27 protein-coding genes are annotated in these 25,502 nt (G+C 71.5%); 14 read left to right on the plus strand and 13 right to left on the minus strand.

Annotation, left to right across the window (positions count from 1 at the left end):
- The first annotated feature begins 122 nt into the window (after window positions 1-122).
- The 5 genes from CLV56_RS16285 (at window position 123) to CLV56_RS16305 (ending at window position 3,360) form a co-directional block, all read left to right on the plus strand.
- Window positions 123-449 (plus strand): ArsR/SmtB family transcription factor, encoded by a 327-nt coding sequence (locus tag CLV56_RS16285; RefSeq protein ID WP_039359332.1) that lies wholly within the window; start codon window positions 123-125, stop codon window positions 447-449.
- A gap of 40 nt (window positions 450-489) precedes the next feature.
- Window positions 490-966 carry an SRPBCC domain-containing protein gene (locus CLV56_RS16290; RefSeq protein WP_039359335.1) on the plus strand — a complete coding sequence of 159 codons (477 nt, stop codon included), beginning with the start codon at window positions 490-492 and terminating at the stop codon, window positions 964-966.
- Between the two features lie 107 nt (window positions 967-1,073).
- Complete coding sequence (locus tag CLV56_RS16295; protein WP_211288173.1) at window positions 1,074-2,198, plus strand: threonine aldolase family protein; 1,125 nt, start codon at window positions 1,074-1,076, stop codon at window positions 2,196-2,198.
- Complete coding sequence (locus CLV56_RS16300) at window positions 2,195-2,530, plus strand: Rdx family protein (protein WP_039359340.1); 336 nt, start codon at window positions 2,195-2,197, stop codon at window positions 2,528-2,530. The genes CLV56_RS16295 and CLV56_RS16300 overlap by 4 nt, the downstream gene beginning before the upstream one ends.
- Window positions 2,527-3,360, plus strand: coding sequence for a serine hydrolase (locus CLV56_RS16305; protein WP_100415294.1), 834 nt, complete (start codon window positions 2,527-2,529; stop codon window positions 3,358-3,360). Before CLV56_RS16300 ends, CLV56_RS16305 begins: the two co-directional genes overlap by 4 nt.
- Before the next feature lie 14 nt (window positions 3,361-3,374).
- Here the strand turns inward: CLV56_RS16305 and CLV56_RS16310 are convergent, their stop codons facing one another.
- From CLV56_RS16310 to CLV56_RS16335, 6 genes are all read right to left on the minus strand, one after another.
- Window positions 3,375-4,049 carry a LysM peptidoglycan-binding domain-containing protein gene (locus CLV56_RS16310; RefSeq protein WP_100415295.1) on the minus strand — a complete coding sequence of 225 codons (675 nt, stop codon included), beginning with the start codon at window positions 4,047-4,049 and terminating at the stop codon, window positions 3,375-3,377.
- Between the two features lie 146 nt (window positions 4,050-4,195).
- Window positions 4,196-4,957 carry a nucleoside/nucleotide kinase family protein gene (locus CLV56_RS16315; RefSeq protein ID WP_100415296.1) on the minus strand — a complete coding sequence of 254 codons (762 nt, stop codon included), beginning with the start codon at window positions 4,955-4,957 and terminating at the stop codon, window positions 4,196-4,198.
- Window positions 4,954-5,817, minus strand: coding sequence for a sugar phosphate isomerase/epimerase family protein (locus CLV56_RS16320; RefSeq protein WP_039359343.1), 864 nt, complete (start codon window positions 5,815-5,817; stop codon window positions 4,954-4,956). The genes CLV56_RS16315 and CLV56_RS16320 overlap by 4 nt, the downstream gene beginning before the upstream one ends.
- 50 nt (window positions 5,818-5,867) lie before the next feature.
- Window positions 5,868-6,629 (minus strand): ATP-binding cassette domain-containing protein, encoded by a 762-nt coding sequence (locus tag CLV56_RS16325; RefSeq protein WP_039359346.1) that lies wholly within the window; start codon window positions 6,627-6,629, stop codon window positions 5,868-5,870.
- Window positions 6,626-7,645: an ABC transporter permease gene (locus CLV56_RS16330; RefSeq protein WP_039359348.1), complete on the minus strand. Its 1,020-nt coding sequence runs from the start codon at window positions 7,643-7,645 to the stop codon at window positions 6,626-6,628. Before CLV56_RS16330 ends, CLV56_RS16325 begins: the two co-directional genes overlap by 4 nt.
- Window positions 7,646-7,674: 29 nt before the next feature.
- Complete coding sequence (locus tag CLV56_RS16335) at window positions 7,675-8,706, minus strand: sugar ABC transporter substrate-binding protein (RefSeq protein ID WP_039359351.1); 1,032 nt, start codon at window positions 8,704-8,706, stop codon at window positions 7,675-7,677.
- Window positions 8,707-8,849: 143 nt separating this feature from the next.
- On the opposite strand from CLV56_RS16335, the gene CLV56_RS16340 reads away from it, so the two are divergent.
- Together CLV56_RS16340 and lexA are read left to right on the plus strand one after the other, a co-directional pair.
- Window positions 8,850-10,025 carry an ROK family transcriptional regulator gene (locus tag CLV56_RS16340; RefSeq protein WP_039359354.1) on the plus strand — a complete coding sequence of 392 codons (1,176 nt, stop codon included), beginning with the start codon at window positions 8,850-8,852 and terminating at the stop codon, window positions 10,023-10,025.
- 115 nt (window positions 10,026-10,140) lie between these two features.
- Entirely contained in the window at window positions 10,141-10,854 is a 714-nt protein-coding gene (gene lexA / locus CLV56_RS16345; RefSeq protein ID WP_039359357.1) for a transcriptional repressor LexA, read from the plus strand.
- Between the two features lie 156 nt (window positions 10,855-11,010).
- Here the strand turns inward: lexA and CLV56_RS16350 are convergent, their stop codons facing one another.
- The 3 genes from CLV56_RS16350 to CLV56_RS16360 all read right to left on the minus strand — a co-directional run bounded on the left by CLV56_RS16350 (window position 11,011) and on the right by CLV56_RS16360 (window position 14,248).
- A complete protein-coding gene (locus CLV56_RS16350) occupies window positions 11,011-11,556 on the minus strand; it encodes an SRPBCC domain-containing protein (RefSeq protein WP_100415298.1) in 546 nt (181 codons plus the stop codon).
- A complete protein-coding gene (locus CLV56_RS16355) occupies window positions 11,553-11,936 on the minus strand; it encodes an ArsR/SmtB family transcription factor (RefSeq protein ID WP_100415299.1) in 384 nt (127 codons plus the stop codon). Before CLV56_RS16355 ends, CLV56_RS16350 begins: the two co-directional genes overlap by 4 nt.
- Before the next feature lie 251 nt (window positions 11,937-12,187).
- Window positions 12,188-14,248, minus strand: coding sequence for an ATP-dependent DNA helicase (locus tag CLV56_RS16360; RefSeq protein ID WP_100415300.1), 2,061 nt, complete (start codon window positions 14,246-14,248; stop codon window positions 12,188-12,190).
- Between the two features lie 318 nt (window positions 14,249-14,566).
- On the opposite strand from CLV56_RS16360, the gene CLV56_RS16365 reads away from it, so the two are divergent.
- The 5 genes from CLV56_RS16365 (at window position 14,567) to CLV56_RS16385 (ending at window position 19,613) form a co-directional block, all read left to right on the plus strand.
- Window positions 14,567-15,427, plus strand: a complete 861-nt coding sequence (locus CLV56_RS16365) for an ABC transporter ATP-binding protein (protein ID WP_100415301.1) — start codon at window positions 14,567-14,569, stop codon at window positions 15,425-15,427.
- Window position 15,428: 1 nt separating this feature from the next.
- Entirely contained in the window at window positions 15,429-16,151 is a 723-nt protein-coding gene (locus tag CLV56_RS16370) for an ABC transporter ATP-binding protein (protein ID WP_039359359.1), read from the plus strand.
- Between the two features lie 15 nt (window positions 16,152-16,166).
- Entirely contained in the window at window positions 16,167-17,045 is an 879-nt protein-coding gene (locus CLV56_RS16375; RefSeq protein ID WP_039359362.1) for a branched-chain amino acid ABC transporter permease, read from the plus strand.
- Window positions 17,045-18,157, plus strand: a complete 1,113-nt coding sequence (locus CLV56_RS16380) for a branched-chain amino acid ABC transporter permease (protein ID WP_100415302.1) — start codon at window positions 17,045-17,047, stop codon at window positions 18,155-18,157. Before CLV56_RS16375 ends, CLV56_RS16380 begins: the two co-directional genes overlap by 1 nt.
- A 130-nt stretch (window positions 18,158-18,287) precedes the next feature.
- Window positions 18,288-19,613 (plus strand): ABC transporter substrate-binding protein, encoded by a 1,326-nt coding sequence (locus tag CLV56_RS16385; protein WP_039359691.1) that lies wholly within the window; start codon window positions 18,288-18,290, stop codon window positions 19,611-19,613.
- 305 nt (window positions 19,614-19,918) lie between these two features.
- Here CLV56_RS16385 and hflX read toward each other — a convergent pair whose 3' ends face one another.
- Window positions 19,919-21,427 carry a GTPase HflX gene (hflX, locus tag CLV56_RS16390; protein ID WP_100415303.1) on the minus strand — a complete coding sequence of 503 codons (1,509 nt, stop codon included), beginning with the start codon at window positions 21,425-21,427 and terminating at the stop codon, window positions 19,919-19,921.
- Between the two features lie 31 nt (window positions 21,428-21,458).
- Window positions 21,459-22,328 carry a diaminopimelate epimerase gene (gene dapF / locus CLV56_RS16395; RefSeq protein WP_039359365.1) on the minus strand — a complete coding sequence of 290 codons (870 nt, stop codon included), beginning with the start codon at window positions 22,326-22,328 and terminating at the stop codon, window positions 21,459-21,461.
- 394 nt (window positions 22,329-22,722) lie between these two features.
- On the opposite strand from dapF, the gene CLV56_RS16400 reads away from it, so the two are divergent.
- A complete protein-coding gene (locus CLV56_RS16400; RefSeq protein WP_100415509.1) occupies window positions 22,723-23,340 on the plus strand; it encodes a TetR/AcrR family transcriptional regulator in 618 nt (205 codons plus the stop codon).
- Between the two features lie 47 nt (window positions 23,341-23,387).
- Here CLV56_RS16400 and CLV56_RS16405 read toward each other — a convergent pair whose 3' ends face one another.
- The gene (locus tag CLV56_RS16405; RefSeq protein WP_039359370.1) at window positions 23,388-24,305 is read right to left on the minus strand and encodes a thioesterase family protein; all 918 of its coding nucleotides are present in this window, start codon (window positions 24,303-24,305) and stop codon (window positions 23,388-23,390) included.
- A gap of 78 nt (window positions 24,306-24,383) precedes the next feature.
- Window positions 24,384-24,602 (minus strand): hypothetical protein, encoded by a 219-nt coding sequence (locus tag CLV56_RS16410; protein WP_211288232.1) that lies wholly within the window; start codon window positions 24,600-24,602, stop codon window positions 24,384-24,386.
- A 23-nt stretch (window positions 24,603-24,625) separates the two neighbouring features.
- Between CLV56_RS16410 and map the strand changes: the two genes are divergently transcribed.
- Window positions 24,626-25,492, plus strand: coding sequence for a type I methionyl aminopeptidase (map, locus tag CLV56_RS16415; protein ID WP_039359376.1), 867 nt, complete (start codon window positions 24,626-24,628; stop codon window positions 25,490-25,492).
- The last annotated feature ends 10 nt before the right edge of the window (window positions 25,493-25,502 follow it).

Raw genomic sequence — 25,502 nt, forward strand, 5'->3', positions numbered from 1 at the left:
GCCTCCGCCCCGGGTCGCGGCCGCACAGTCGCCGCCCACACCGATGGGGGTTGACACGGTGCTCGACGGCGCACACTCTAGAACCATCAAGTTATAGAACTTATTGGTGATGGAGACGGGCTGTGACGGACGACGAGCTGGATGCTGTGTTCGGGGCGCTCGCCGACCCGACGCGCCGGGCGATCCTGGCGCGGCTCGCACGCGGCGATGCGTCGGTGAACGACCTCACCGAGCTCTTCCCGATGTCGCAGCCGGCGATCTCCAAGCACCTCAAGGTGCTCGAGCGGGCGGGACTCGTCTCCCGCACGCAGAAGGGCACGATGCGGATCAGCCATCTGGAGGCCGACCCGCTGCGCGAGGCGACCGACTGGCTCGCCGACTACCGCGCGTACTGGGAGGCCAGCTACGCCCGGCTCGACGCGCTCCTCGCCGACCTCGACGACACCTGAGCAGAACGACACCGACCGAACGAACCCACCAGGAGCAACCATGTCCGACCTGACCGTCACCGCAGCACCCGGCACGTCCACGATCGAGATCACCCGGACGTTCGCCGGCACACCCGCGCAGCTCTTCCACGCCCACGTCGACGACGAGTGGCAGAAGAAGTGGCTCGGGCCCGAGAAGTACGAGACCGAGATCGGCGTCAACGAGGTCCGCGACGGCGGCCGCTGGCGCTGGACGCAGCGCGACACCGACGGCAACGTGTACGGCTTCCGCGGCGTCTACCACGGCGAGCCGTCGGTGGAGAACGGCATCACCCGCACCTTCGAGTTCGACGGCGTGCCCGGGCACGTGTCGCTCGAGACGATCCGGTTCGTCGACCTCGGCGACGACCGGACCCGCATCGAGGTCGTCAGCGCGTTCGCCAGCGTCGAGGACCGCGACGGGATGGCCCAGTCCGGGATGGAGGCCGGGATGGAGGAAGGGTACGTCCGTCTGGACGCCCTGCTAGCAGACAGCTGAGCCTCGCGGACGGCTGTGCCTCGCGGACGGCTGTGCCTAGCGGACAGCTGACTCTGGGCGCGCGTCGGTCGGACAGCCCCGTGGGCAGGGCCCCTAGGGTGGTCCGCGTGACCACCGCGTTCGCCTCGGACAACTATGCTCCCGCCCACCCGGCCGTCCTCGACGCCGTCGCGGCCGCCAACGCCGGCCACGCGGTCGCGTACGGGGACGACGAGTGGACCGCGCGGCTGCGGGAGATCGTCCGGCACCACTTCGGCGCCCAGGCGCTGGCGTTCCCGGTGCTGAACGGCACCGGCGCGAACGTCATCTCGCTGGCGTCTCTCCTCCCCCGCTGGGGTTCGGTCGTCGTCTCCGACGTCGCGCACGTGAACGTCGACGAGAACGCCGCGCCCGAGCGGATGAGCGGCACGAAGCTGCTCACCGTGGAGACAGGGGACGGTCGGCTCGGCCTGGACGCGCTCGAACGGTACGCGGAGAACGCCGGTGACCCGCACCGCGCGCAGCCGCTCGCGGTGTCGCTGACGCAGTCGACCGAGCTCGGCACGGTCTACGGTGTCCATGAGCTGAAAGAGCTCTCCGCAGCAGCGCACCGACGTGGGATGGTCGTCCACATGGACGGCTCCCGGATCGCCAACGCGGCGGTCTCGCTCGGGGTGCCGCTGCGCGCGCTGACGACCGACGCCGGGATCGACGTGCTGTCCTTCGGGGGCACGAAGAACGGCATCATGCTCGGTGAGGCCGTCGTCGTCCTCGCTCCGGAGGCGCTCGCGACGACGAGCAGCGGGTACGGGTCGGACCCCGACGCGGTCGTGGAGTTCGTCCGGAAGATGTCGATGCAGCTGGCGTCGAAGATGCGGTACGTATCCGCGCAGCTCGTCGCTCTGCTCGATCCGGAGCGGGACCTGTGGCACGAGAACGCCTCCCGCTCGAACGCCGCGGCAGCCCGCCTGCGGGCCGGTCTCGACGACGTCGGCGCCGCGACCGCCGGCGCGGAGGGGCCGCGGATCCGCGCGACGCAGCCGACGGAGGCCAACGCGGTCTTCGCGCTGCTGCCGCGCGACGTCGCCGACCGGGTACGGGAGCGGTTCCGGTTCTACGACTGGCGTCCTGGCCCGAGCGACGATCTCGTGGAGGTCCGGTTGATGTGCTCCTGGGACACGACGGACGACGACGTGGACGCGTTCCTCGCGGAGCTCGACGCCGCCGCCCGGTCCGAGAGTCCGCTGCGATGAGTCACGGGCCGCGCGTCACCATCACGTACTGCACGCAGTGCCGGTGGCTGCTGCGCGCGGCCTGGATGGCGCAGGAGCTGCTCAGCACGTTCGAGGAGGAGATCGCCGAGGTGGCGCTCGTGCCGACGCACGGCGGGGTCTTCCGGATCGACGTCGACGGGACGGCGGTGTGGAACCGCAAGCGTGACGGCGGCTTCCCCGACGCCGCCGAGCTGAAGCAGCGCGTCCGGGACGTGATCGCCCCGGACCGCGACCTCGGCCACGCCGACCGGACCACGACCGACCGGACCACGACCGACGACGCACCTGCGGGAAGCGAGCCGGGCCGATGACCGCCGAGACGTCCGTTCCGCAGATCGCCCTGCCCGCCCTCTCCGACGGTGTCGCGTGGTCGGTGGAGATCCGGGACGTGGCGAGCGGCGCCACGCTCGCCTGGCACGCCGCCGAGCGCGTCCTGCCGACGGCGAGCGTCGGCAAGATGTTCCTGCTGGCGGCGACGGCGGTCGCGATCGAGTCCGGCACCCTCGACCCGCACGAGCCTCTCACCCGCGCACGCGACGACGACGTCGCCGACTCGGGGATCTGGCAGCACCTCTCGACGCCGACCCTTCCGGTGACCGACGTGTGCACCCTCATCGGGTCGGTCAGCGACAACCTCGCGACGAACGTCCTCCTCCCCCGGATCGGCCTCGACGCCAGTCACGTCGCCGCCGACCTGCTCGACGCGCGCGACAGTCGCCTGCTCGACAAGGTCCGCGACCACCGGGGCTCGGAGGATCCGCAGACGCTCTCCGTGGGATCTGCGCGTGATCTCGCGGGAGCCGCGGTCGCGATCGAGGTCGGCACGTCGCTCGGGGCGTCGGCATCCCGCCGGGTCCGCAGCTGGCTCGGCACGAGCGTGGACCTCTCGATGGTCGCCAGCGCCTTCGGACTCGACCCGCTCGCCCACAGCGCGCCGGACGCGGAGATCCGGCTGTGGAACAAGACCGGCACAGACGCCGGGATCCTCGCCGACGTCGGCGTCGTCAGCACGGCCGGCGACGCCCTCGCGTACGCCGTGGTCGCAGGCTGGGACCACCAGACCCAGCCGGACCTGCGCGACGACGTGCTGGCCGACATGCACGCCGTCGGAGTCCGGATCCGGGAGCGCCTCGCGGCCTGATCAGCACAGCCCGATCAGTACAGCGGGACGGCGATCCGCTGACCCGCGCTGATCTCACCCGAGCTCGACAGCGCGTTGAGCTCGGCGATCTCGTGCACCGTGGAGCGTACGTCGCCGTCCGGGTTGGCAGCGCGGGCGAGATCCCACAGCGTGTCGCCGGGCGCGACCGTCACCATCCGGCTCGGCACCGGCCGCCCCGGCTCGTCGGTCGCGATCACCTGCGCGCCGAACCCGATGGTCAGCCCGCACAGGGCGACGAGCGCGACCACGAACAGCACGACCCGGCCGCGCCGGGTCAGACGCGTGGTGGACCTGGTCGGCCGCGTCGAGCGGTCCGGCGTCGCCGTCCCGGTCGGCCGCGCCGGCCGGGTCACCTCCGCCTCGGGCGCGTGCGCGGGTGCGGTCCCCGGCCGCACCGGCGCGGTCGGCCGCGCCGCCCGTGTGGCATGAGCCGCGGCCGGACGCTCGGCCCCGCGCGACGCGGGCCGGCGACGCCCGGCGGGGTGGCGCATCAGCGGGGTGTCGAGGGTCGTCACGGTGGCGCTCATCGTGTCCTCCGGTGTCTGGGTGTCGGCGTCCTGCCCGATCTCCGCGACGCTCCTCACGGCCTCGTGGAGGCGGATCCGCGGGGTCTCGATCAGGCAGATCCTCGGGGCCCTGGAGAGGCGAACACGCGTTCGATCGAACATGCGTACGACGATAGACCCAGCCACTGACAGAAGTGAAGCACCTCGTCGAACAAATTATCGAACGGCCGCCCGAACCGCAGCAGCATCCCTGGAATTCCAGGCTTCCGGAGGAGCCGCAAGATCCGACGCGCGTCGCCGGGAGCGACTCAGCCGACCGCCACGACCAGGTCCGCGCTCCCCCGCGTGCGCGCCACCACGCGCGCGTTCGCCTCGTCGGAGCGCTCGACCCAGGCCCGGGCGGCGTCCGGCGACTTCCCGAACTCCACGTGCCGCGCGACCAGGCGCTCACGGCGGACGTCCTCGTCCCCGGAGCAGAACCACACCTCGTCGAGGAGCGCCCGGACGTCGCGCCACCCCGGTGCGTCCAGGAGCAGGTAGTTGCCCTCGGTCACCACGAGCCGCGTCGCTGCTCCGATCGGGATCGCGCCCGCGACCGGCTGCTCGATCACGCGGTCGAACGCCGGCGCGTACACGACGGCGCTGCCGTGCCCGGCACCTGCCGACCCGTCCGCGTGCAGCCGCTCGAGCAGCGCCACGTACCCCGCGACGTCGAAGGTCTCCGGTGCCCCCTTGCGGCCGCGCAGCCCGAGCCGATCGAGCTCGACGTCGGCGAGATGGAACCCGTCCATCGGCACCTGGCGCACCCAGGTCGCGTCGCTGCCCTCCGGTGGTTCGGCGGCCAGCGCCGCGACCAGCCCCGCGGCCAGGGTCGACTTCCCCGAGCCCGGCGCCCCCGCGATCCCGAGCACCGCACGCCGGTCGTCCGCCCGTGCCCTTACGGCCAGCGACCGCGCCCGCTCCACCAGCTCCGCCGGCACCATCAACTCTCCGGGCATCGTCAGCTCCCCCCGCACCGTCAGCTCCCCCGGCGCCGCCGGCTCCGGAGGCACCGCCGGCCCGCCGCTCATCGCCGCGCCGCCTCCAGACCCAGCGCCATGGTCGTACGTGCGTGCTCGGCGAGGTCGCGCCCGTCGTCCCACAGGTCGCGCCAGACCGCGAGGTCGTTGGACAGCCCGCGGGCGACCACTGCCGAGGAGAACGACTCGAACGTCACCGGACCTTCGTACCCGATGTCGGCCAGTGCGTGGAAGAACCCCGCCAGGTCCAGGTGCCCGGAGCCGAGGTAGCCGCGGTGGTTCTCCCCGACGTGCACGTACCCCAGGCGCTCCCCCGCGAGCCGCACGGGGCGTACGAGGTCGGGCTCCTCGATGTTCATGTGGTAGGTGTCGAGGTGGATCACGACGTTGTCGCGCCCGATGTCGTCGGCGAGCCGCAGCGCGTCCGCGCACGTGTTGACGACGTTCGTCTCGTACCGGTTGCAGATCTCCAGACCGAGCGTCATCGCCCGCTGCGACGCCTCGTCGGCGAGGCCCTGGAGCACGGTCACGACGTTCGCGCGGCCGCGCTCGCTCAGCGGCGCCCCGTACTTCCCGAGCGCGGAGTAGAGCGCTCCGGTCAGCAGCGTGCCGCCGAGCCCCTGGGTGATCCGCAGCGACTCGTGCAGCAGCTCCTCGCCGCGCGCGACGACCGCAGGGTCGTCGCTGGAGACGTCGGCGTCGAACGCGAGCCCGCGCGAGCAGGCCACCGACAGCCCGGCCGCCTTCAGCTGCGCCGCCGCGAGGTCGACGTCGAGGTTGAGCGAGTCGTGCAGCGACAGCTCCAACAGGTCGAACCCGGCCTCGCGGGTCTGCTCCACGGCGTACGCCACCGAGGCGGGCGACGTGTCGCCGGCCCAGACCAGGGCGTGGATCCCGAGCGGGTTGGTCATGACAGCTCCTTGGGTAGAGGCGGCAGCACAGCGGTGCGGCAGCGCAGCGCTCAGGCGGCCTGCGCGCCGGTGATCAGGGCGACGATCTCCTCGCCGGTGGTCTCGGACGTACGGCGTCCCGCGACGCAGCGACCGGCGCGCATCACCCAGACCTGGTCCGACAAGCGCATCACCTGGTCGAAGTTGTGGCTGATCAGCAGGACCGCGGTGCCGTCCTCGCGGAGCTTGCGGATCAGCGCCTCGACCCGCGCGGTCTCCTGCACGCCGAGCGCGGCCGTCGGCTCGTCCATGATCACCAGGCGCGCGTCGAAGCTCGCCGCCCGGCAGATCGCCACGGCCTGACGCTGTCCGCCGGACAGCCTCCGTACGCGTGACTTCACCGCCGGCACGTTCACCGCGAGGGAGGAGACCATCTCGTCGGCGCGACGCCGCATCGTGCGCCGGTCGAGGATCGCGACCGGGCCCCACCCGCGGACGACCTCGCGGTTGAGGAAGAGGTTCTGCCAGACCGTCAGGTCCTCGACGAGCGCGAGGTTCTGGTGCACGGTCTCGATCCCGAGCTCGCGCGCCTCCTCCGGGTTCTTCGGGGCGAGCTCGTCGCCGTCGAGCGACATCGTGCCGGAGTCCGGCTTGTGCACGCCGCAGATGCAGCGCACGAGCGTGGACTTGCCGGCGCCGTTGTCGCCGACGATCGCGGTGATCTCGCCGGGCCGCAGGGCGATGTCGACGTCGCGCAGCGCACGCACGTTGCCGAACGACAGCGAGACGCCGTCGACCTTCAGCAGGGGCTGGGTCAGGGTGCTGGTGCTCATTTCTGGAACCTCGAGATCAGGGCCGCCAGGACGACGACCGAACCGACGGCGACGGGCTGGTAGTACTGCGAGACGCCGAGCAGCGTCAGGCCGTTGGTGAGCGCGGTCAGCAGCAGGGCGCCGAAGACCGGGCCGATGATCGTGGCCCGCCCGCCCATCAGGCTGACGCCACCCAGCACGACCGCGGCGACGGCGTTGAGCAGGAACTGCGTGTTCGCGGCGGGCTCCGCGGCGCCGACCCGGGCGATCAGCAGGATCGCGGCGAGACCGGCGAGCGTGCCGGACAGCGAGTAGACCGCGATCTTGATCCGGCTGACGATGATGCCGGTCGCCGAGGCCGCCTCGGCCGAGCCGCCGGCGGCCAGCACGTGCGTACCGAACCGGGTGTGGAACAGCAGCCCGTGCGCCAGCAGCGCCACGACGAGGGCGACGACGACCGACCAGCCCACGACGCCGACGCCCTGCGTCGACAGCCGCAGCAGGAACTGGTCGATCACCGTCACCGGCTTGCCGTCGGAGATCACCAGCGCCAGGCCCGAGGCGACCGAGAGCCCACCCAGGGTGACGATGAAGTCGGTGATCCGCCCGACGCCGATGATGAAGCCCTGCACGAGCCCGAAGGCGAACCCGCTGGCCAGCGAGGTCAGGATGCAGACCCACAGCGGGGCACCGCCGGCGAACACGACGCCGAACATCACCGCCCCGAAGGTCATCGTCGAGGCGATCGCCAGGTCGATCCCGCCGGTGGCGATCACGAACGTCTGCCCGACCGACAGCACGACGAGGATCGCCGCGGCCGACAGCATCGCGCGGACGTTGCCCTCGGTGAGGAAGGTCGAGTTCAGCAGCTGGAACACGATCACCAGCGCCACGAACCCGACGGGTGCGGCCAGCTCGGCCCAGCTCCCGCCGGCGAGGAACCGGCGGACCGCCGACTCGCGCGGGGCGTCGTCGTCACCCTCCGCACCAGCCCTTACGGGCGGTGCTGCCGGGTGCACGGATCCTGGAGACGTCATCTGGTCCTCCTGGTATCAGGGTCGCGGCGTCAGTCGGTCAACGCGTCGAGCGGGTTGTCGAACGACTCGAACGGCTCGGGGAACTTCTCGAGCGCACCCGCAGCCTTGTCCTCGGTCACCAGCGCGACCGGCGAGGTCACGGTGTCCGGGAGGTCCTCGCCGGCCATCGCGGCCTGGCACGCCTGGACGCCGAGCTGACCCACGGCGTACGGGTACTGCGCGACGGTCGCCTCGAGGTCGCCGGCCTGGACGGCCTTGATCGCGTCCTCGTTGCCGTCGACGCTGATCACGGCGACCTGCCCGGTCTTGCCGGCGTTGGCGACGGCGCGGGCGATCCCGAGGCCCATGTCGTCGTTGGCCGCGAAGAAGCCCTTGATGTCGGGGTTGGCGGTCATCAGGTCCGTCGCGGTCGTCAGAGCCTTCTGCCGGTCCCAGTCGGCCGCCACGACGGGGAGCGTGTCGAGCGTCCCCTCCACGGCGTCGGTGAACCCGGTGACGCGGTCGTTGCTCGTGACGTCGCCGGCGAGTCCGCCGATGATCCCGACGGTGCCGCTGCCGACGACCTCGGCCATGTGCTCGCCGGCCAGGCCGCCCGCCTGCACGTTGTCCGTCCCGACGTAGGTCGCGGGGTCGACGCCGGCGGCCTCGGCCGCGTCGGCATCGATCGGCTGGTCGATGTTGACGATCGGGACGTCCTTGGCGCCGACCTGGGCCAGGCCCTGGACGAGGTTGTTGCCGGTGATCGGATTGACGATGTAGCAGCCGAAGTCCTGCTGCGACAGCGCGCTGAGCCGCTCCGCCTGGCCGGTGGTGTCGGTGATCGACTGCGCGGCCTGGACGGTCACGTCGACGCCCGCCTCGTCGGCCTGCGCGTCGATCCCGTCCTCCATCGTCTGGAAGAACGGGTTGTCCAGTCCCTTGATCACCGCGGCGACCGACTGCGAGCCCGAGTCCGAGCCCGACGCCGAGTCGTCGTCGCTGCCGCAGCCGGCGGCGACGAGCGGGAGCGCAGCGACGGCGACGACCGCGATGCGCAGCTTGGTGGTGTTCCTCAGGCTCATGGCCCCTCCTTTATGTGATGTACGAGACGTTAAGACGGTATTAATGGCTATGTCAAGACATAAATCAAGGTTGTTCTGTCTCGGCTAGTACGGATATGGTGTTCCGGACCAGCAGAAGGAGTGGCCTGCAGAAGGAGCGGACCGTGCCAGGACTCGATCTCAGCGACGGAGCCGGCGAGCTCGTACGCCTCGTCCGGATCCACCCGCCGATGACCCGCGCCGAGGTCGGCGCCGTGACCGGGTGGGCCCGCGCGACCGTCAACGGCCGGATCGACGAGCTGCTCGAGCACGGCCTGCTCACGACCGCCGGGCCGATCGAGGGTGCGCGGGGCCGGCCCGCGACGCGGTTCCGGCTGCAGGCCGGGCGCGGCACGCTGCTCGTCGCCGACGTCGGCGCGTCCGCCGCGCGGGTCGCGGTCTGCGACCTCGACGGGCACGCGATCCGGACCGACCGGGTCCCGATCGACATCTCCGCCGGACCGGACGCCGTCCTGGCGACGGTCACGGGCGCACTCGACGCGCTGCGCTCCGACGACGACCCGCCGTTGTGGGGCCTCGGGATCAGCCTGCCCGGGCCGATCGAGCACGCGAGCGGACGCGTCGTGTCGCCGCCGATCATGACCGGCTGGGACGGCCTCGTGGTCCCCGACCTGCTCGAGCCGCGCTACGGCGTGCCGGTGCTCGTCGAGAACGACGCCGATGCGATGGCCTGGGGCGAGCACGTGATCCGTACGCCCCGGGTCGACGACCTGCTCCACCTCAAGGTCGGTACGGGCGTGGGCGCCGGGCTCGTCGTGAACGGGCGGATCGTGCGTGGCGCGAACGGCGCCGCCGGCGACCTCGGACACACCCGCGTCGCTCCTGTGCCGGGACGCGCCGAGGCGCCGCTGTGCCGGTGCGGCAAGCTCGGCTGCGTCGAGGCGTACGCCGGGGGCTGGGCGATCGCACGCGACCTCGCCGCCGACGGCGAGCAGGTCGACACGCTCGGCGACGTCCTCGCCCTGATCGCCCGCGGCAACCCGAACGCCATCCGCCGCGTCCGCGACGCCGGCCGGATCCTCGGCGCCGCGCTCGCGCACGCGGTCAGCCTGCTCAACCCCTCCGACATCGTCGTCGGCGGCCAGCTCGCCGTCGCCGGAGAGCACCTGCTCAGCGGGATCCGCGAGCGGATCGCCGCCGACTCGCTCCCCCTCGCCACCTCCGAGCTGCGGATCCGGATCGGCGAGGCGCCGGACACCGCCGGGCTGATCGGCCTCGCGGACGCGCTCGCGGGGTGGGTGTTCAGCCGCGAGCGGCTCGCGGACGTGCTCGCGCGCTGATTCGGCCGCGGCGGGGCGCGCGGCGGGCGCGCGCGTACGGCCGGCCGTTCGACACGCCGACACGCGGTCGAACATATGTTTGATCGTGTCGGTGGTCAGGTCTAGTGTCAGCCGCATGACCAAAGCCGAGGTTTCGGAGCTTCCGGACGGGCCCCCGGACGCGAGCGGGCTCACCCCACGTCAACGACGCGTGCTGGAGATCATCCGTGAGTCGATCGAGCAGCGGGGCTACCCGCCGAGCATGCGCGAGATCGGCGCCGCCGTGGGTCTCGCCAGCGTCTCCTCGGTGGCGCACCAGCTGAAGGTGCTGGAGCGCAACGGGTTCGTGAAGCGCGACCCCAATCGTCCTCGCGCCCTCGAGGTCTTCCTTCCCGACGTCCTCGCGGCGCGCAAGTCGATCGGCGACGCCCTGGACTTCGGGTTCGACGAGACCGACGCCGGCGACGAGAAGCCCGCCCCGACGTACGTCCCGATGGTCGGGCGGATCGCTGCGGGCGGTCCGATCCTCGCGGAGGAGCGGGTCGAGGAGGTCATGCCGCTCCCCCGGACGCTCGTCGGCGACGGCACGCTGTTCATGCTCGAGGTGCGCGGCGACTCGATGGTCGACGCGGCGATCTGCGACGGCGACTACGTCGTGGTCCGCCAGCAACCCACGGCCGAGAACGGCGAGATCGTCGCCGCGATGCTCGACGGCGAGGCGACCGTCAAGACGCTCCAGCGCAAGGCCGGCCAGGTGTGGCTGATCCCCCACAACGAGGCGTACGACCCGATCGACGGCACCGACGCCACCATCCTCGGCAAGGTCACCACGGTCCTGCGGCGCGTCTGACCCCACGCGTCGCAGTTTCGGCAGGCGTGAGGCCATCCCCGGCCTCACGCCTGCCGTTCTGCGTGCGGGACGAGACCCCGCCGGTCGAGCCCCATTCGTGCTGCGGCCGCACCGACGGGGCTACGCCCTGCATCCCGGAGCGGGGTCAGGCCTCCCTCAGACCAGCCGGCCGTACGCTGCCTCGAGCTCCTCGATCCGTGTGGCGTCGAAGATGTCCGCGTCGTCGCCGTCGAGGCTGGCGACGAGCGCATCGAGACACACGTGGTAACCGGTGGCGGTGCTCGCGAAGCCTCGCGGGCCGGGCTCGGTCGCCCGGACGGTCACGGCGAGCCGCGTCCCCGCGTCGGTCGGTGCCAGCTCGAAGGTGAGGTGCTCGGAGTCCCAGGTGAACGCGAACACCCGCGGCGGATCCCACGTCAGCAGCGTCCCCGGCAGGACCGCGTCGTCGAGGTCGAGACCCGAGGCTTCGATCTCGTCGCCCGCCTGCTCGATGGCCTCGGGCCAGAACGCGATCCGCAAGCTCGCGCCCTCGACCCGCTGGCCGATGATGTCGGCGGGGAACCACGCCTTCAGGTGCTCGGACTCCGTGATCGCCCGCCACACCTTCTCGGGCGGGTGCGCAAGGTCGCGGGTGTAGCGCAGCACGACGGAGTCGCCCTCACGGCTGATCGTGCCGAGCCGCGCGGTCGTCGATTCGGTCATGACGTCTCCTCGGTCAGGTCGTTGGTCTCGTACGGCCGATCGTCGGGCCCGTCGTACGGCCCGCTGTCGGGCATCGCGTCGAGGTGCTCGGTCAGCGCATCCAGGCGGTCGGCCCAGATCTCGCGGAACGGGGCGAGCCATGCGTCCAGCTCACGCAGCCGATCCGGCACCAGCGCGTAGTGACGGCTCGGCCCGTCGACCCGGAACCGGACGAGCCCCGCACCGCCGAGCGCCTTGAGGTGCTTGGACACGTTCGGCTGGGCCGTCCCGAGCACGTCGACGAGCTCGCCGACGCTGCGCTCGTGGTGCGTGAGCAGGGCGAGGATGTCGCGCCTCGTCGGGTTCGCGAGCACGGTGAAGACATCCGGTGAGCCGGCCATGCGACGAGCATGCACTCCACGGCATATGCCTGCCAAGGAATACAGACTCAGCTGTAGCGCTCTGCATCCCGCTCCCCCGCACCGCCAGCCGCCTCCCGCGCACATGCACGTTTGCGTTGCCGGCAACGGATCCTGGTTCCGGGCAACGCAGACACGCGCGATTCCTCGGTGCCCGGATCGTGTTTGCGTTGCCGGCAACGCAAACACGCAGGCGGCGGGAGTGAGGACGGCTCGACGGGCGAGTGGTCCGCTCAGCCGGCGGGTGCCGCCGCGTCCAGACGGCGGAGGGCGCCGAGCACGACGCCGCGGTCCGTGGTCCGCCACATCGGAGGCATCGACGAGGCGAGGAACGAGCCGTACCGCGCGGTGGCGAGACGCGAGTCGAGGACCGCGACCACGCCCCGGTCGTCGCTGCGCCGGATCAAGCGTCCCGCGCCCTGCGCGAGCAGCAGCGCAGCGTGGGTCGCAGCGACCGTCATGAACCCGTTGCCGCCGCGCCGCTCCACCAGCCGCTGCCGCGCACTCATCAACGGGTCGTCGGGTCGCGGGAACGGGATCCGGTCGATCAGCACGAGCTGGCAGGTCGAACCGGGCAGGTCGATCCCCTGCCAGAGGCTCAGCGTCCCGAACAGGCAGGTCCGCGGCTCCTCCACGAACCGCCGCGCGAGCTCCGACAGCTGCGCGTCACCCTGGCACAGCACCTCGACCGCGTCGCCGAGCCGTTCACGGACGGCCTCCGTCGCCGCCTCCGCGGCGCGTCGCGACGAGAACAGCCCGAGCGTACGGCCGCCCGCCGCCTCGACCAGCGCGGCGATCTCGTCCAGGCTGGCGCTCGACGCGCCGTCGCGACCGGGCGGCGGCAGGTGGCGCGCGACGTACAGCATGGCCTGTTTCCCGTAGTCGAACGGCGAGCCGACGTCGATCGCGTCCCAGTCGGACTCACCGGGAGTCAGTCCGAGCGTCCGCGCGATCGGCTCGAAGCCTCCGCCGAGCTTCAGCGTGGCGCTGGTCAGCACCACGGTGTTCTCGGCGAAGAGCTTGTCGCGCAGCGTCGCGGCGACGTCGATCGGCGCGATCCGCAGCTCTGCACCGCCCCGTGCGGCATCGCGATCGACCACCCACAGCACGTCGAGCTCGGAGGCGGACGCCATCCTCTCGGCGACCTTCCGGACGTCGTCGAGGGTGCTGCGGGTCTGCTGGCGCGCCGCGTCGCCCTCGCCGGGTGCCTCCTTGGACTCCTTCGGGAGCGCCGACATGCAGGCACGTGCGCTGTCGCGCACCAACGACAGGGCGTCGGCGAGTGCGTCCGGGGGCACGGTGACGCGACCCGGCTCGAGACCGCTCAGGGCACCGCGGAGGGCGTCCGCCGCGTCTTCGAGGTCGTCGGCCTCGCGGCCCCGTACGAGCGCCCGCGCGCGGCGCCCCGCACGCTCGACCATCGTCGGCGACAGCTCGGCGGTGGACGCCTGCGTGACGCGGGCGACCAGCTCGTGTGCCTCGTCGACCACCACCGTGTCGTACTCCGGGAGCATCGGCACCCCGTCGATCGCGTCGATCGCGAGCAGCGCGTGGTTCGTCACGACGACGTCCGCGTCCGCTGCGTCGTCGCGCGCGATCTCCGCGAAGCACTCCCGGGCGTACGGGCAGCGCGCGGCGCCGAGGCACTCACGGGCCTGCACGCTGACCTGGCGCCACGCCCGGTCCGTGTGGGCCGGGGCGGCGTCACGGTCGCCGACCCCGGCACGCTCCGCCTCGGCCTCGGCCCACGACCGCAGCATCACGACCTCCTCGCCGAGCGAGCCGGTGGGCGCCTCGACGAGCACGCCCTGCTCGTCCGGCGCGCCCTCGCGGACGCGGTGCAGGCACGCGTAGTTGCCCCGGCCCTTCACCACCGCAGGCTTCGGCGTCCGACCGAGGACCGTACGGGCGCCGTCGAGCAGAGCCGGGATGTCGCGCTCCACGAGCTGGTGCTGGAGCTGGAGGGTAGCGGTCGCGACCACGACACGCTCGTCGTGCAGCAGGCTCGGAACGAGGTAGCCGAGCGACTTCCCGGTGCCGGTGCCGGCCTGGACGAGCAGGTGCTCGCCGGACTCGATCGCCTGAGCCACGGCCTCGGCCATCTGCACCTGACCAGGCCGTTCGGTGCCGCCGACGGCCTGGACGGCGGCATGCAGGACCGCCCGCAGCCGACCGTGGTCCGGCTCGCTGTCCGGGTCCGCGACGCGTCCACCATCCGGTCCGTCGGAGACCTGAGACGCCGTCTCATCATCGCCGTCGCGGGTGCTGTCCGGGTCGGGTACGGCGGCGGTCATCGCAGCAGCGTAGCGGGCTGTTCGGGGATTCCGGGCGCCACCCGCGCCGGTTGGGGAAAGCCAGCCCTCCGACGGTCGTGTGATTCGCGTCACTGAACGGTAACGATTCTCGTGGCTAGGTTGCTAAGCGCTTGCTTACCGCCTTCGAGGCGGTAGCGTACGTGCCCACGACGGCTGTGAGTGGTCTCACAGGTGACCCTCCTCACTCCCCCGGAAGGACTCGCGTTGAACCCTCCCCACGAGCCCACGACGACGGCGGATCCCGCACCTCCGCCCGAGCCGGCCCCTCCCGCCAGCGGCGGATTCGGAGCCAAGGGCGTGACGGTGCGGTTCGGTGGCCTGGTCGCACTCGACGACGTCTCGGTCGACGTCGCACCCGGCCAGGTCCACGGTGTGATCGGACCGAACGGCGCCGGCAAGACGACGTTCTTCAACGTCTGCTGCGGCTTCCTCAAGCCCGACTCCGGGACGCTGTCCTGGGAGGGCGAGCCGCTGCGCCGCCTGCGGCCCCACGACCTCGCCGGTCTCGGGATCGCCCGGACGCTCCAGGGCGTCGGTCTGTTCCCGGGCATGTCCGCTCTCGAGAACGTCATGACGGGCGCCGCAGTGCGCTCGCGCAGCGGCTTCGTGTCGGCGGCGCTCGGCCTCCCGCGCGGCCAGCGGGACGAGCGGGAGCTGCGCGACCGCGCGATGGCGGCGCTCGTCGATCTCGATGCCGGCCACCTTGCGCCCCGCTACCCGGGGATGCTCCCCTACCCCGACCAGAAGAAGGTCGCGCTGGCCCGGGCGCTGGTCGCCGAGCCGCGGATGCTGCTGCTCGACGAGCCCGCGGCCGGCCTGTCCGAGTCGGAGATGGACGAGCTCGGCGACCTGGTCCAGAAGCTCACCGGTCGCATGTCGGTGATGCTCGTCGAGCACCACATGGACCTCGTGATGCGGATCTGCGACCGGATCACCGTCCTCGACTTCGGCCAGGTGATCGCCCACGGCACGCCGGCCCAGGTCAAGGACGACCCGAAGGTGATCGCGGCCTACCTCGGCGCCGAGGTCGAGGGCGGCGATCCCGCCGCCACGCAGGCCGAGCCGACCGACGCGGCGGAGCCGACCGACTCGACGGACCCGACCGACTCGTCGGCCGACCCGACGGACCCGGCCGACCCGACGACGAAGGAGGCCTGAGGTGCTCGAGATCCGCAACCTCACCACCACGTACGGGCCGGTGAAGGCGCTCGACTCGGTCGACATCACCGTCGAGCGCGGCGCCATCACGGCCGTCCTCGGTGCGAACGGCGCCGGCAAGACCTCGCTCCTGCGTACGGTCTCCGGCCTGGTCCGGCCCGCTGCCGGCACCGTCACCCTCGACGGCGAGGACATCACGTCGGCGCCGGTCGAGTCGATGGTCCGGCGCGGGATGGCCCACGTCCCCGAGGGGCGCGGCGTGATCGCCGAGCTCACCGTGGAGGAGAACCTCCGCCTCGGGATGATGGGCGCACCCACCAACGGCGACGCCTCCCGCGAGGCGCCGGTCCGGACCCTCAAGGACGCCTACGGGCTGTTCCCCGCACTCGGCGACCGCAGCAACCAGCAGGCGCACACGCTCTCGGGCGGCGAGCGCCAGATGCTGGTGATCGCCCGTGCCCTGCTCGCGCAGCCGACACTGCTGCTCCTGGACGAGCCGTCGCTGGGACTGGCACCCCGGATCGTGGCGCAGATCTTCGACCTGGTCCGCGGGCTGGTGGCCGACTCCGGCCTCACGGTGCTGCTGGTCGAGCAGAACGCCACGAGCGCGCTGTCGATCGCGCACACCGGGATCGTGCTCAACCTGGGCCGTGTCGTCGTCACCGAGTCCGCCGAGGCGCTGCGGCGCGACGAGACGCTCCGGCACTCGTACCTCGGGTTCTGAGGAGGGAGAGCAATCGTGCAGCAGTTCATCAACGTCGTGCTCAACGGCATCATCGAAGGTGCCGTGATCGCCGCGTTCGCCCTGGCTCTCGTGCTGATCTTCCGCTCCACGCGGATCATCAACTTCGCGCAGGGCTCGCAAGCCATGTTCACCACCCTGATCGCGCTGACGCTGATCAGCAACGACGTCCCCTACTGGATCGCGTTCGTCGTCGCGATCGCCGCCGGGTTCCTGCTCGGCGCGATCCTCGAGCGTGGTGTGATCCGTCCGCTCGAGGGCGGCCTCGAGCTCAACATCGTGATCGCCACGCTCGGTCTGTACGTGGCGATCCAGGCGCTGGCCGCGATCCTGTTCGGGTCGGAGTTCCGCTCGTTCCCCTCGCCCGCCGGGCTCAGCGGGTTCCAGATCGGCGACCTGAACCTCATCCTCACGCCGACCAGCCTGTACATCTTCGGCACCGTCGCGGTCGTGGTGATCGCCCTGACGCTGCTGTTCCGCAAGACGAACCTCGGCCTCACCATGCGGGCCGCGGCGTTCGACGGCGAGGTGTCGCGGCTCCTCGGCGTGAAGGTGTCGCACCTGCTCACCTTCGGGTGGGCGCTGGCCGGGGCGGTCGGCTCCGTCGCCGGCATCCTCGCCGCGAACGGCGGCCTGGTCTACCCGGCCTACATGGAGGTCTTCATCGTCTTCGGCTTCATCGCCGCGGTCATCGGCGGCCTCGACAGCCCCGTGGGCGCGGTGGTCGGCGGCCTCCTGCTCGGCCTGGTGAACTCGGCGGTCTCCAACTACGGGGCGCCGGGTCTGGTCAACATCGCCGCATTCGTCCTGCTCATCGCCGTGCTGCTCCTCAAGCCCGGCGGCCTGTTCTCCAGCATGAAAGAACGGAGGGTCTGATGGCGACCGCCGCCCCCACTCCGCCGGCCCCGAAGACCGAGACGAAGCCGTCGGTGCTCAACCGGGCCTGGGACCTCAACCTGGTCCGCAACCTGCTGATCTGCCTGGCCGTCCTCGTCGTCGGCGTCATCGCGCTGGAGAGCACCGATGCCTTCCAGAACACCCAGCTGACGTCGTTGGCGTACTACGCGATCGCCGCCTTCGGCCTGACCGCGCTGACCGGCCTGAACGGCCAGATCTCCCTCGGGCACGGCGCCCTGATGGCCGTCGGCGCCTACACGACCGCCCTGTTCCTCGGCGCCGAGGAGCCGCTGCCGTTCCCGGTGATCGCGCTCGCAGCGGTGGTCGTGACGTCCCTGGTCGGCGTGGTCGTCGGCGCAGCGGCGGCGCGGCTGCACGGCCCGTACCTCGCGGGTGCGACCCTGGCCCTGGCTGTCGCGTTGCCGAGCCTGGCGCTCTACTTCAAGGAGACGCTCGGGGGCGACGCCGGCCTCAAGGTCAGCTCGCCGCAGGCACCCGACTGGTTCGTGTCGATGATCGAGACGCTGTCGGGCAACCTCGCGTCGTCGACGAAGTACGTCGCCTACATCGCCTGCGTCGCGCTCGTGGTCTCGCTCTTCTTCGTGCTGAACCTCAAGCGCTCGAAGGTCGGCCGCCACTGGCGCGCCGTCCGCGACAACGACGTCGCCGCCGAGATCGCCGGGATCCATCTGGGGCGCACCCGCGTCCAGGCGTTCGTGATCAGCGCGGCGTACGCGGGGCTGGCGGGGGCCGTGATGGCGATCGCCGTCCGGCTCGCGGCACCGAGCGCGTTCACCATCGTGCTGTCGCTGTCCGTCCTCACCGCCGTGGTGATCGGCGGGCTCGGCAGCATCACGGGAGCCGTCATCGGCGCAGCCGTGCTGGTGTTCCTCCCCCCGTGGGTCACCGGCTTCGCGACGGACTCCGGCCTGTCCGACACCCAGGCCGCCGAGATGGCACCGCTCGTGTACGGCATCGTCCTGGTGCTCGTCATGCTGCTCGCCCCGGGCGGCCTGATGGGGACGGTCTCGAACGCCTGGCGCCGCACCCGCCAGCGCAGGCTCGCCAAGCAGGCGAGCAGCGCGTCGTGACCCCACCCCGCGCCGTCCGCCCGGCAACCCATCCACCACACGTCCATCCACCACACGTCCATCCACCACACGTCCATTCACCACGCGTCCATTCACCAAGAAGCAAGTCCGTCCAGGAGGGATGACCATCATGAAGATTGGCCACAAGCCGGCGCGACGCAGTCGCCGGCTCGCGCTGGGGGCCGCAGTCGCGGCGTCGGCGCTCCTCGTCGCAGCGTGCGGCGGCGGCAGCGGCGACGACGGCGGGTCGAACGACCCGGGTCTCACCGAGGACTCGATCAAGATCGGCGGCCACTTCCCGCTGACGGGTGTCGCGGCACCCGGCTACAGCGAGATCCCGGTCGGCCACAAGGCGTACTACGACTACGTCAACGCCAACGGCGGCATCGACGGCCGCGAGATCGAGTTCATCGCGAAGGACGACGGCTACAACCCGGCCAAGACCTCGGAGGTCGTGAACGAGCTCGTCCTCCAGGACGAGGTGTTCGCGGTCGTCAGCGGGCTCGGCACCCCCACCCACCAGGCCGTGACCGACTTCCTCAATTCCGAGGGCGTCCCGGACCTGTTCGTGAGCTCCGGCTCCACGCTGTGGGACCAGCCGGAGGATCTGCCCGAGACCTTCGGGTGGCAGCCGGACTACGAGTCCGAGGGCAAGATCATCGGCAAGTACATCGCCGAGAACATGCCCGACGCCAAGGTCGGCATCTTCGGCCAGGACGACGAGCTGGGTGAGGACGGCGCCCGCGGTCTGCGTCAGTTCATCGACGGCCAGGTCGTCGCCGAGGAGAAGTACGTCTCCGGCAACACCGACATCGGGACGCAGATCGGCAAGCTCCAGGCGGCCGGCGCCGACGTCGTGGTCGGGTTCAACGTCCCGTCGTACACCGCGCTCTCGCAGCTGACCGCGATGGCGCTGAACTACAAGCCGACCTGGTTCTACTCCAACGTCGGCTCGGACGCGACGCTCGTGGGCTCGCTGCTCGAGGAGTTCTCCGAGGGCGCGGTCAAGGGCACCAGCCCGCTGACCGGTGTCTACACCACGTCGTACATCCCGACGAACACCGACACCGAGGATCCGTGGATCCAGATGTTCCAGAAGGTGTGGGACGAGACGGGTGACGGGTCGCCGCTGACGAACTACAAGATCTACGGCATGTCCGAGGCGTACACCTTCGTCCAGGCGGCGATGGCTGCAGGCGACGACCTGTCGCGCGAGTCGATCGTGTCGGTGATCGAGGAGGAGGGTGCTGACTTCGAGGGCCCGAACCTCGTGCCGTACCGCTACTCGGAGGACCGTCACGCGGGCATCGGCGGCATGAAGGTCGTCCAGCTCACCGACGACGGTTCGGTCGAGGACAAGACCCCGCTGTACCAGACCGACGTGGGCGACGCCCCCGTCGAGGAGTACACCGGCGAGCCGAGCACTCCGCCGGAGTCGGGGATCCCGGGAGAGTGATCTCCCACCCCTGAGCGCCGTCGGGCGCGCAGGGGCCCGAAGACAGGGTGCGCGCCGAACCACGTGCGGGTGGTTCGGCGCGCATCCGCCTGTTGGGGGGTCTCGATCGCTCGCTTCGCTCGCGCCTCGACCAGCGGGACCCGGTCGCGCCTCGACCAGCGGGACCCGGCCGCACCTCGACCAGCGGGACCCGGACGCACCTCGACCAGCGCGACCCGGCCGCACCTCGACCGGTGGACCGGTCGTCGAGGCGCGACGAGGAACGAGGCGCGATCGAGACGCGGCCCCGGACCTGCGTCGAAACCTCAGGCGTACGGGGCGAGTGCGCCGGCGAGGTCGTCGTGGACCCGCGCGACCACGTGCGTGCCGTCAGCGGTGTGCTCGAGCGCGTCGATCTCACCGTGCAGGTGCACCTGGTTGAGCAGGTCGCCGCGCTCGTACGGGATCACCACGTCGATCGTGGCCTCGGGCTGCGGCAGGTCCGCCTCGATGGCGGCGAGCAGCTCGTCGATCCCCTCCCCCGTGCGGGCGGAGACGACGACGGCGTGCGGCTCGCGGTTCAGCACGCGCCCGAGGACGAGGGGGTCGGCCGCGTCGGCCTTGTTCACGACGATGATCTCGGGCACGTCCAGGGCGCCGATCTCGCCGAACACCTCGCGGACCGCGTTGATCTGGCCTTCCGGGTCGGGGTGCGACCCGTCGACCACGTGCAGCACCAGGTCGGCGTCGGCGACCTCCTCCAGCGTCGAGCGGAACGCCTCGACGAGCTGGTGCGGGAGGTGCCGGACGAATCCGACGGTGTCGGACAGCGTGTACTCGCGCCCGTCCGAGGTCTCCGTACGCCGGGTCGTCGGGTCCAGGGTCGCGAACAGCGCGTCCTCGACCAGCACGCCCGCACGGGTCAGGCGATTCAGGAGGCTGGACTTGCCGGCGTTCGTGTAGCCGGCGATGACGACTCCCGGGACCTGATGACGCCTGCGCTGCGCCCGCTTGGTGTCGCGGGTGCGACGCATCCCCGACAGCTCGCGGCGCAGCTTGGCGATCTTGTCGTTGATCCGCCGACGGTCGGTCTCGATCTTCGTCTCGCCTGGACCACGACCGCCGATGCCGCCGTCGCCGCCGACCCGACCGCCGGCCTGGCGCGACAGGTTGCCGCCCCAGCCGCGCAGGCGCTGCTTCATGTACTGCAGCTGCGCCAGCTCGACCTGCGCCCGGCCTTCGCGGGACTTCGCGTGCTGGGCGAAGATGTCGAGGATCAAGGCAGTCCGGTCGACGACCTTGACCTTGGTCCGGTCCTCCAGGTTGCGCAGCTGGCTGGGTGCGAGCTCACCGTCGCAGATCACCGTGTCGGCGCCGGTCGCACGGACGATCTCGGTCAGCTCCTCGACCTTGCCCCGCCCGATGTACGTGGCCGGGTCGGCCTTCTGCCGGCGCTGGATCAGCCCGTCGAGAACCTCCGAGCCCGCGGTCTCCGCGAGCAGCTTCAGCTCGGTGAGCGAGTTGTCGGCGTCCTGCGCGGACCCCTCGGTCCACACGCCGACCAGGACGACCCGCTCCAGTCGAAGCTGGCGGTACTCGACCTCGGAGATGTCCTCCAGCTCGGTCGACAGCCCTGCGACGCGGCGCAGCGAGTTGCGATCAGCGAGGTCGAGCTGGTCCCCGTCGGGGGTGGTCTCGACGGGCTCGACCGGCTCAGAGACGGGCTCGCCCGGCGCAGAGACGGGCTCGCGGTGTGCAGAGGTCTCGACGGGCTCGACCGACGGGCCGACCGGCTCGGCTGACGAGGTGCTGGGGATCGGGTTCGGTGCAGTCATCTGTTCCTTGCAACGTCGACGGTGCCGCCGATCATCCCAGCCACGTCATCTCACCGCGAGCGGTTATCTCGGCCGGCCCGGCCAGGACCGCGTGCCCGTCCGGCCGGATCGTGATGTGCAAGGTCCCTCCGGGGACGTCGACGCGGTAGGTCCCGCCGGCGCAGCGATTGGCGGCCTCGGCGGGCCGTACGTCGTCGAGTGCCGCCGTGGCCACCGCGACCGCGACCGCACCGGTGCCGCAGGAACGTGTCTCGCCCGAACCCCGCTCGTGCACCCGCATGCCGACGTGCAGCGGTCCCCGCCGTACGACGAACTCCACGTTCACACCTTCCGGATAGACCGACGCGTCGAACCCGGGTTCGTCCAGCAGCGTCCCGGCGTCCGCGAGGTCGTCGACGAACGCGACCGCGTGAGGGTTGCCGACGTCCACGTGCCGCGCGGGCCACGTCCGGTCGCCCACGGACACCTTGGTCTCGGGCAGCAGCGTCGGAGCGCCCATGTCGACGGCGATGCGGTCCCCGTCGTACGTCACGACCTTGACGCCGTCTCGCGTCCCGATCGGGACCGGGCCGGTGGGATCGACGAGGTCGGCCTCTGCGAGGTAGCGCGCGAACACCCGGATCCCGTTGCCGCACATCTCCGAGACGGACCCATCGGCGTTGCGGTAGTCCATGAACCACTCGGCGGCCTGTCCCGCGATCGCGGGATCGCCGGACTTCGCCGCGAGTGCCGCCGTACGGATCACCCGCATCACCCCGTCGGCGCCCAACCCGCGTCGCCGGTGGCAGAGACCCGCGACGAAGGCAGCATCGAGCGTGCCGTGCACGTCCCCCTCCGGGTCCGGCAGCAGCACGAAGTCGTTCTCGGTGCCGTGGCCCTTCAGCCACGCGAAGCTCGTCACGCGCCCAGTCTAGGTCGCGCAGCCTCGGTCGACGGACCCTCCGGCCGACGCCTGCGGACGAACGACCGTCGGCGCGAGGGTGATCGTGACGGTGATGTCGTGTCACGCCGTGCGGCAAGCACGGTCCCTTCTCTTTTTTCGTCGCACACCGTGCGCGCACGGTGTGCGACGAAAAAAGAAGGGACGATCATTCCGCTGCGCGCCGCGAAGGCGGGAGTCGCACGGTCGGCCCAGGCCACGGTGGTCGCTCGGCCCGACGGCCTGCCTGCGCCTGGTTGCCTGTGGCTGGCTGCCTGCGCCTGGTTGCCTGCGCCTGCTTGCCTGCGCCTGGCTGCCTGTGGAGAACCCCCTCACGTGCCACGAGCGCCGCTAGCGTCAGCCCGGGGTGATCACGATGGCCAACACCGGCCGCTATCCGGAGATCCGCGACATCGCGTGCGCCATCGTTCGCGAGGAGGGGTGGAGCGCCTTGAGCGTCAGGACGCTGGCTGCCCGGGCCGGGGTCGCGATGGGGACCGTCCGGCACTACTTCCCGACCCAGGCCGAGCTGTACGAGGACGTGGCAAGGGTGACCGTGCCGTGGGATCTCGAGCCGCCGACGGGTGCATGGCTCCGACAACCCGCGCGCGAACGCCTCCGCAGCACGGCGGCGCACCTCGTGGCCGCCTGCACCGAGCCCGCGCCGAGCTGGCTGACCGCACTGGCCACGATGCCGCGGGTCCGTGGGGACGTGTGGTGGCGACACCCGACGGCCACGGTCTGGTTCCGTCGCGCCGTCGAGAGCGTCCGGGACAGCCTGTACGGGCCGGCGCCCAGGTCCGCACCGTTCACGTCCCGGCTCGGCGACGTCGATGACGCGGCCACGCTGGTGGCGGCCTGCGTCCTCGGCGTCGGACTGCTGCAGGCCTCGGGCGCTCTGCTCGACGACGAGCTCCCCACGCGCTTGCCCGACCTGATCACGGAGCTCCTGCTGGACGACCGCTCCGGCGCACCCGCGTCGGTCGCCAGCTGATCCGTCCGGACGCTCAGCCCAGCCGGACGCTCAGCCCAGCCGGACGCTCAGCCCAGCCGGATGCCGGCGAGCTGGGTGGCCTGGGCGACGAGCCGGCCGCGGCTGTCGAAGACGGTGGTGACCTCGTCGACGCGCTGATCCTCGATCAGCTGAGCGCGATGCAGCACCGTGACCGGGCCCGGCGCCGGCAGTGCCCGGACGTACGTCGTCATCTCGAGGGTCGGCACCCATCCGGTCGGGGCGACCTCGAAGGTCGCCGGCGGCAGCGCGTCGACCGCGTAGAGCAGCGCGACCGGGTCGAACGGCTCGTCCTCGGGCAGCCGCAGCCATCCCCGCAGCTCGCCCGCGCCGCTCGGGCGTCCCCGCGCGAAACCTGTCACGCCCGGGTCCAGCCGCAGGTCGACCTGGTCGAAGATCGGTGCCGAGACGCCCGTGGGGCTGGTCCCGGGAACGCGGAACCAGCCGCCCGGCTCCCCGCCCGGCTCCCCGCCGAGCTCCCCGCCGAGCTCACCGTGCGTGACCTTCGGAGCAGCCGGGGTGGTCGGAGCCGCCGGGGCCGCCACGGCCGCCGGGGGGGTCGGAGCAGCGGGAGCGCCGGCGTCCCAGTACGGCGTGGCGTCGGTCCGCAGCGTCCCGACCATGAACGTCGACTCGACGCACGGTGTGCCGCCCTGGCTCATCTGCACCCGCACGTGGTCGGCGGTCCGGCCTTTCCTCAGGACCGACGTCGTCAGCTCGACCGTCCCAGGGTCGGGCGAGTGCAGGTAGTGCGTCGACGCACTCAGCACGTGCTCGTGGCCCGCCGTCGCGACCGCGGCGCGCGCGAGGGCGGCGAGCAGGTAGCCGCCGTTCGGCTTGCCGCCGATCGTCCAGTCCGGATCGACCTCAGCCGTGAACGCCCCTCCGGCCGGGGCCTCGGCGGTGATCGCGGTGACGTCGTCGAAGCGGCGCGGCGCGTGCGGCATCGGGAATCCTCTCGTCCGGCCCCATGATCACCGACGGCGTCGCCGGAACGTCCGGTGGGGTGCGTACCAGGCCGACGGTCAGTCGTCGTCCTCGGAGTCCCAGGCTTCGTTGCGCTCCTGGGCGATCTCCAGGGCGCGCTCCGCCTCCTCGCGCGTGTCGTACGGCCCGAGCCGGTCGATCGCCTTGCACCCGTCGGCCCCTTCGACCTGATGATGCTTGACGCAGTAGTAGTACGTCTCCGCCATGAGCGCCTCCTGTCCGAGCCCCATCATGGCGCTCGGTCGGACCGGATGCACGCGCGCCTCCTAGACTCGGCGACGTGACCGTGCTGACTCCCCACACCCAGTCCCCGCGGCGCGAGGTCCCCGCGTCGATCCCGCGACCCGAGTACGTCGGGAGGCCCGCGCCGAGCCCGTACGACGGGCCGCTGGTCCGCAGCGCGGAGATGATCGAGGCGATCCGCGTGGCGAGCCGGATCGCAGCGCAGGCGCTCGACGTGGTCGAGGCCGCGATCGCCCCCGGCGTGACCACCGACGAGCTCGACGCGGTCGGGCACGCCTTCCTCCTCGAGAACGACGCCTACCCCTCGACGCTCGGCTACCGCCAGTACCCGAAGTCGCTGTGCACGAGCGTCAACGAGGTGATCTGCCACGGGATCCCCGACGCCCGTCCCCTCGTCGACGGCGACATCGTGAACGTCGACATCACGGCGTTCGTCGGCGGCGCGCACGGCGACACCAACAAGACGTACCTCGTCGGCGAGGTGGACGATGAGTCGCGGCTCCTGGTGGAGCGGACCCACGAGTCGTTGATGCGCGCGATCCGCGCCGTGAAGCCGGGTCGCCAGATCAACGTGATCGGGCGGGTGATCGAGTCGTACGCGAAGCGGTTCGGGTACGGCGTCGTGCGCGACTTCACCGGCCACGGGGTCGGGCCCGCGTTCCACGACGGGCTGATCGTGCCGCACTACGACGACCCGTACGCCGACACGGTGATCGAGCCCGGGATGACGTTCACGATCGAGCCGATGCTGACGCTCGGCACGATCGCGTGGGACATGTGGGACGACGGCTGGACCGTCACGACGAAGGACAAGCAGCGGACCGCTCAGTTCGAGCACACCCTGCTCGTGACCGACAGCGGCGCGGAGGTTCTCACGGTCTCCGGCCCCGAGGTCGCACCGTGATCTACGACGC

The sequence above is a fragment of the Mumia flava genome (assembly GCF_002797495.1).
GTDB lineage: Bacteria > Actinomycetota > Actinomycetes > Propionibacteriales > Nocardioidaceae > Mumia > Mumia flava.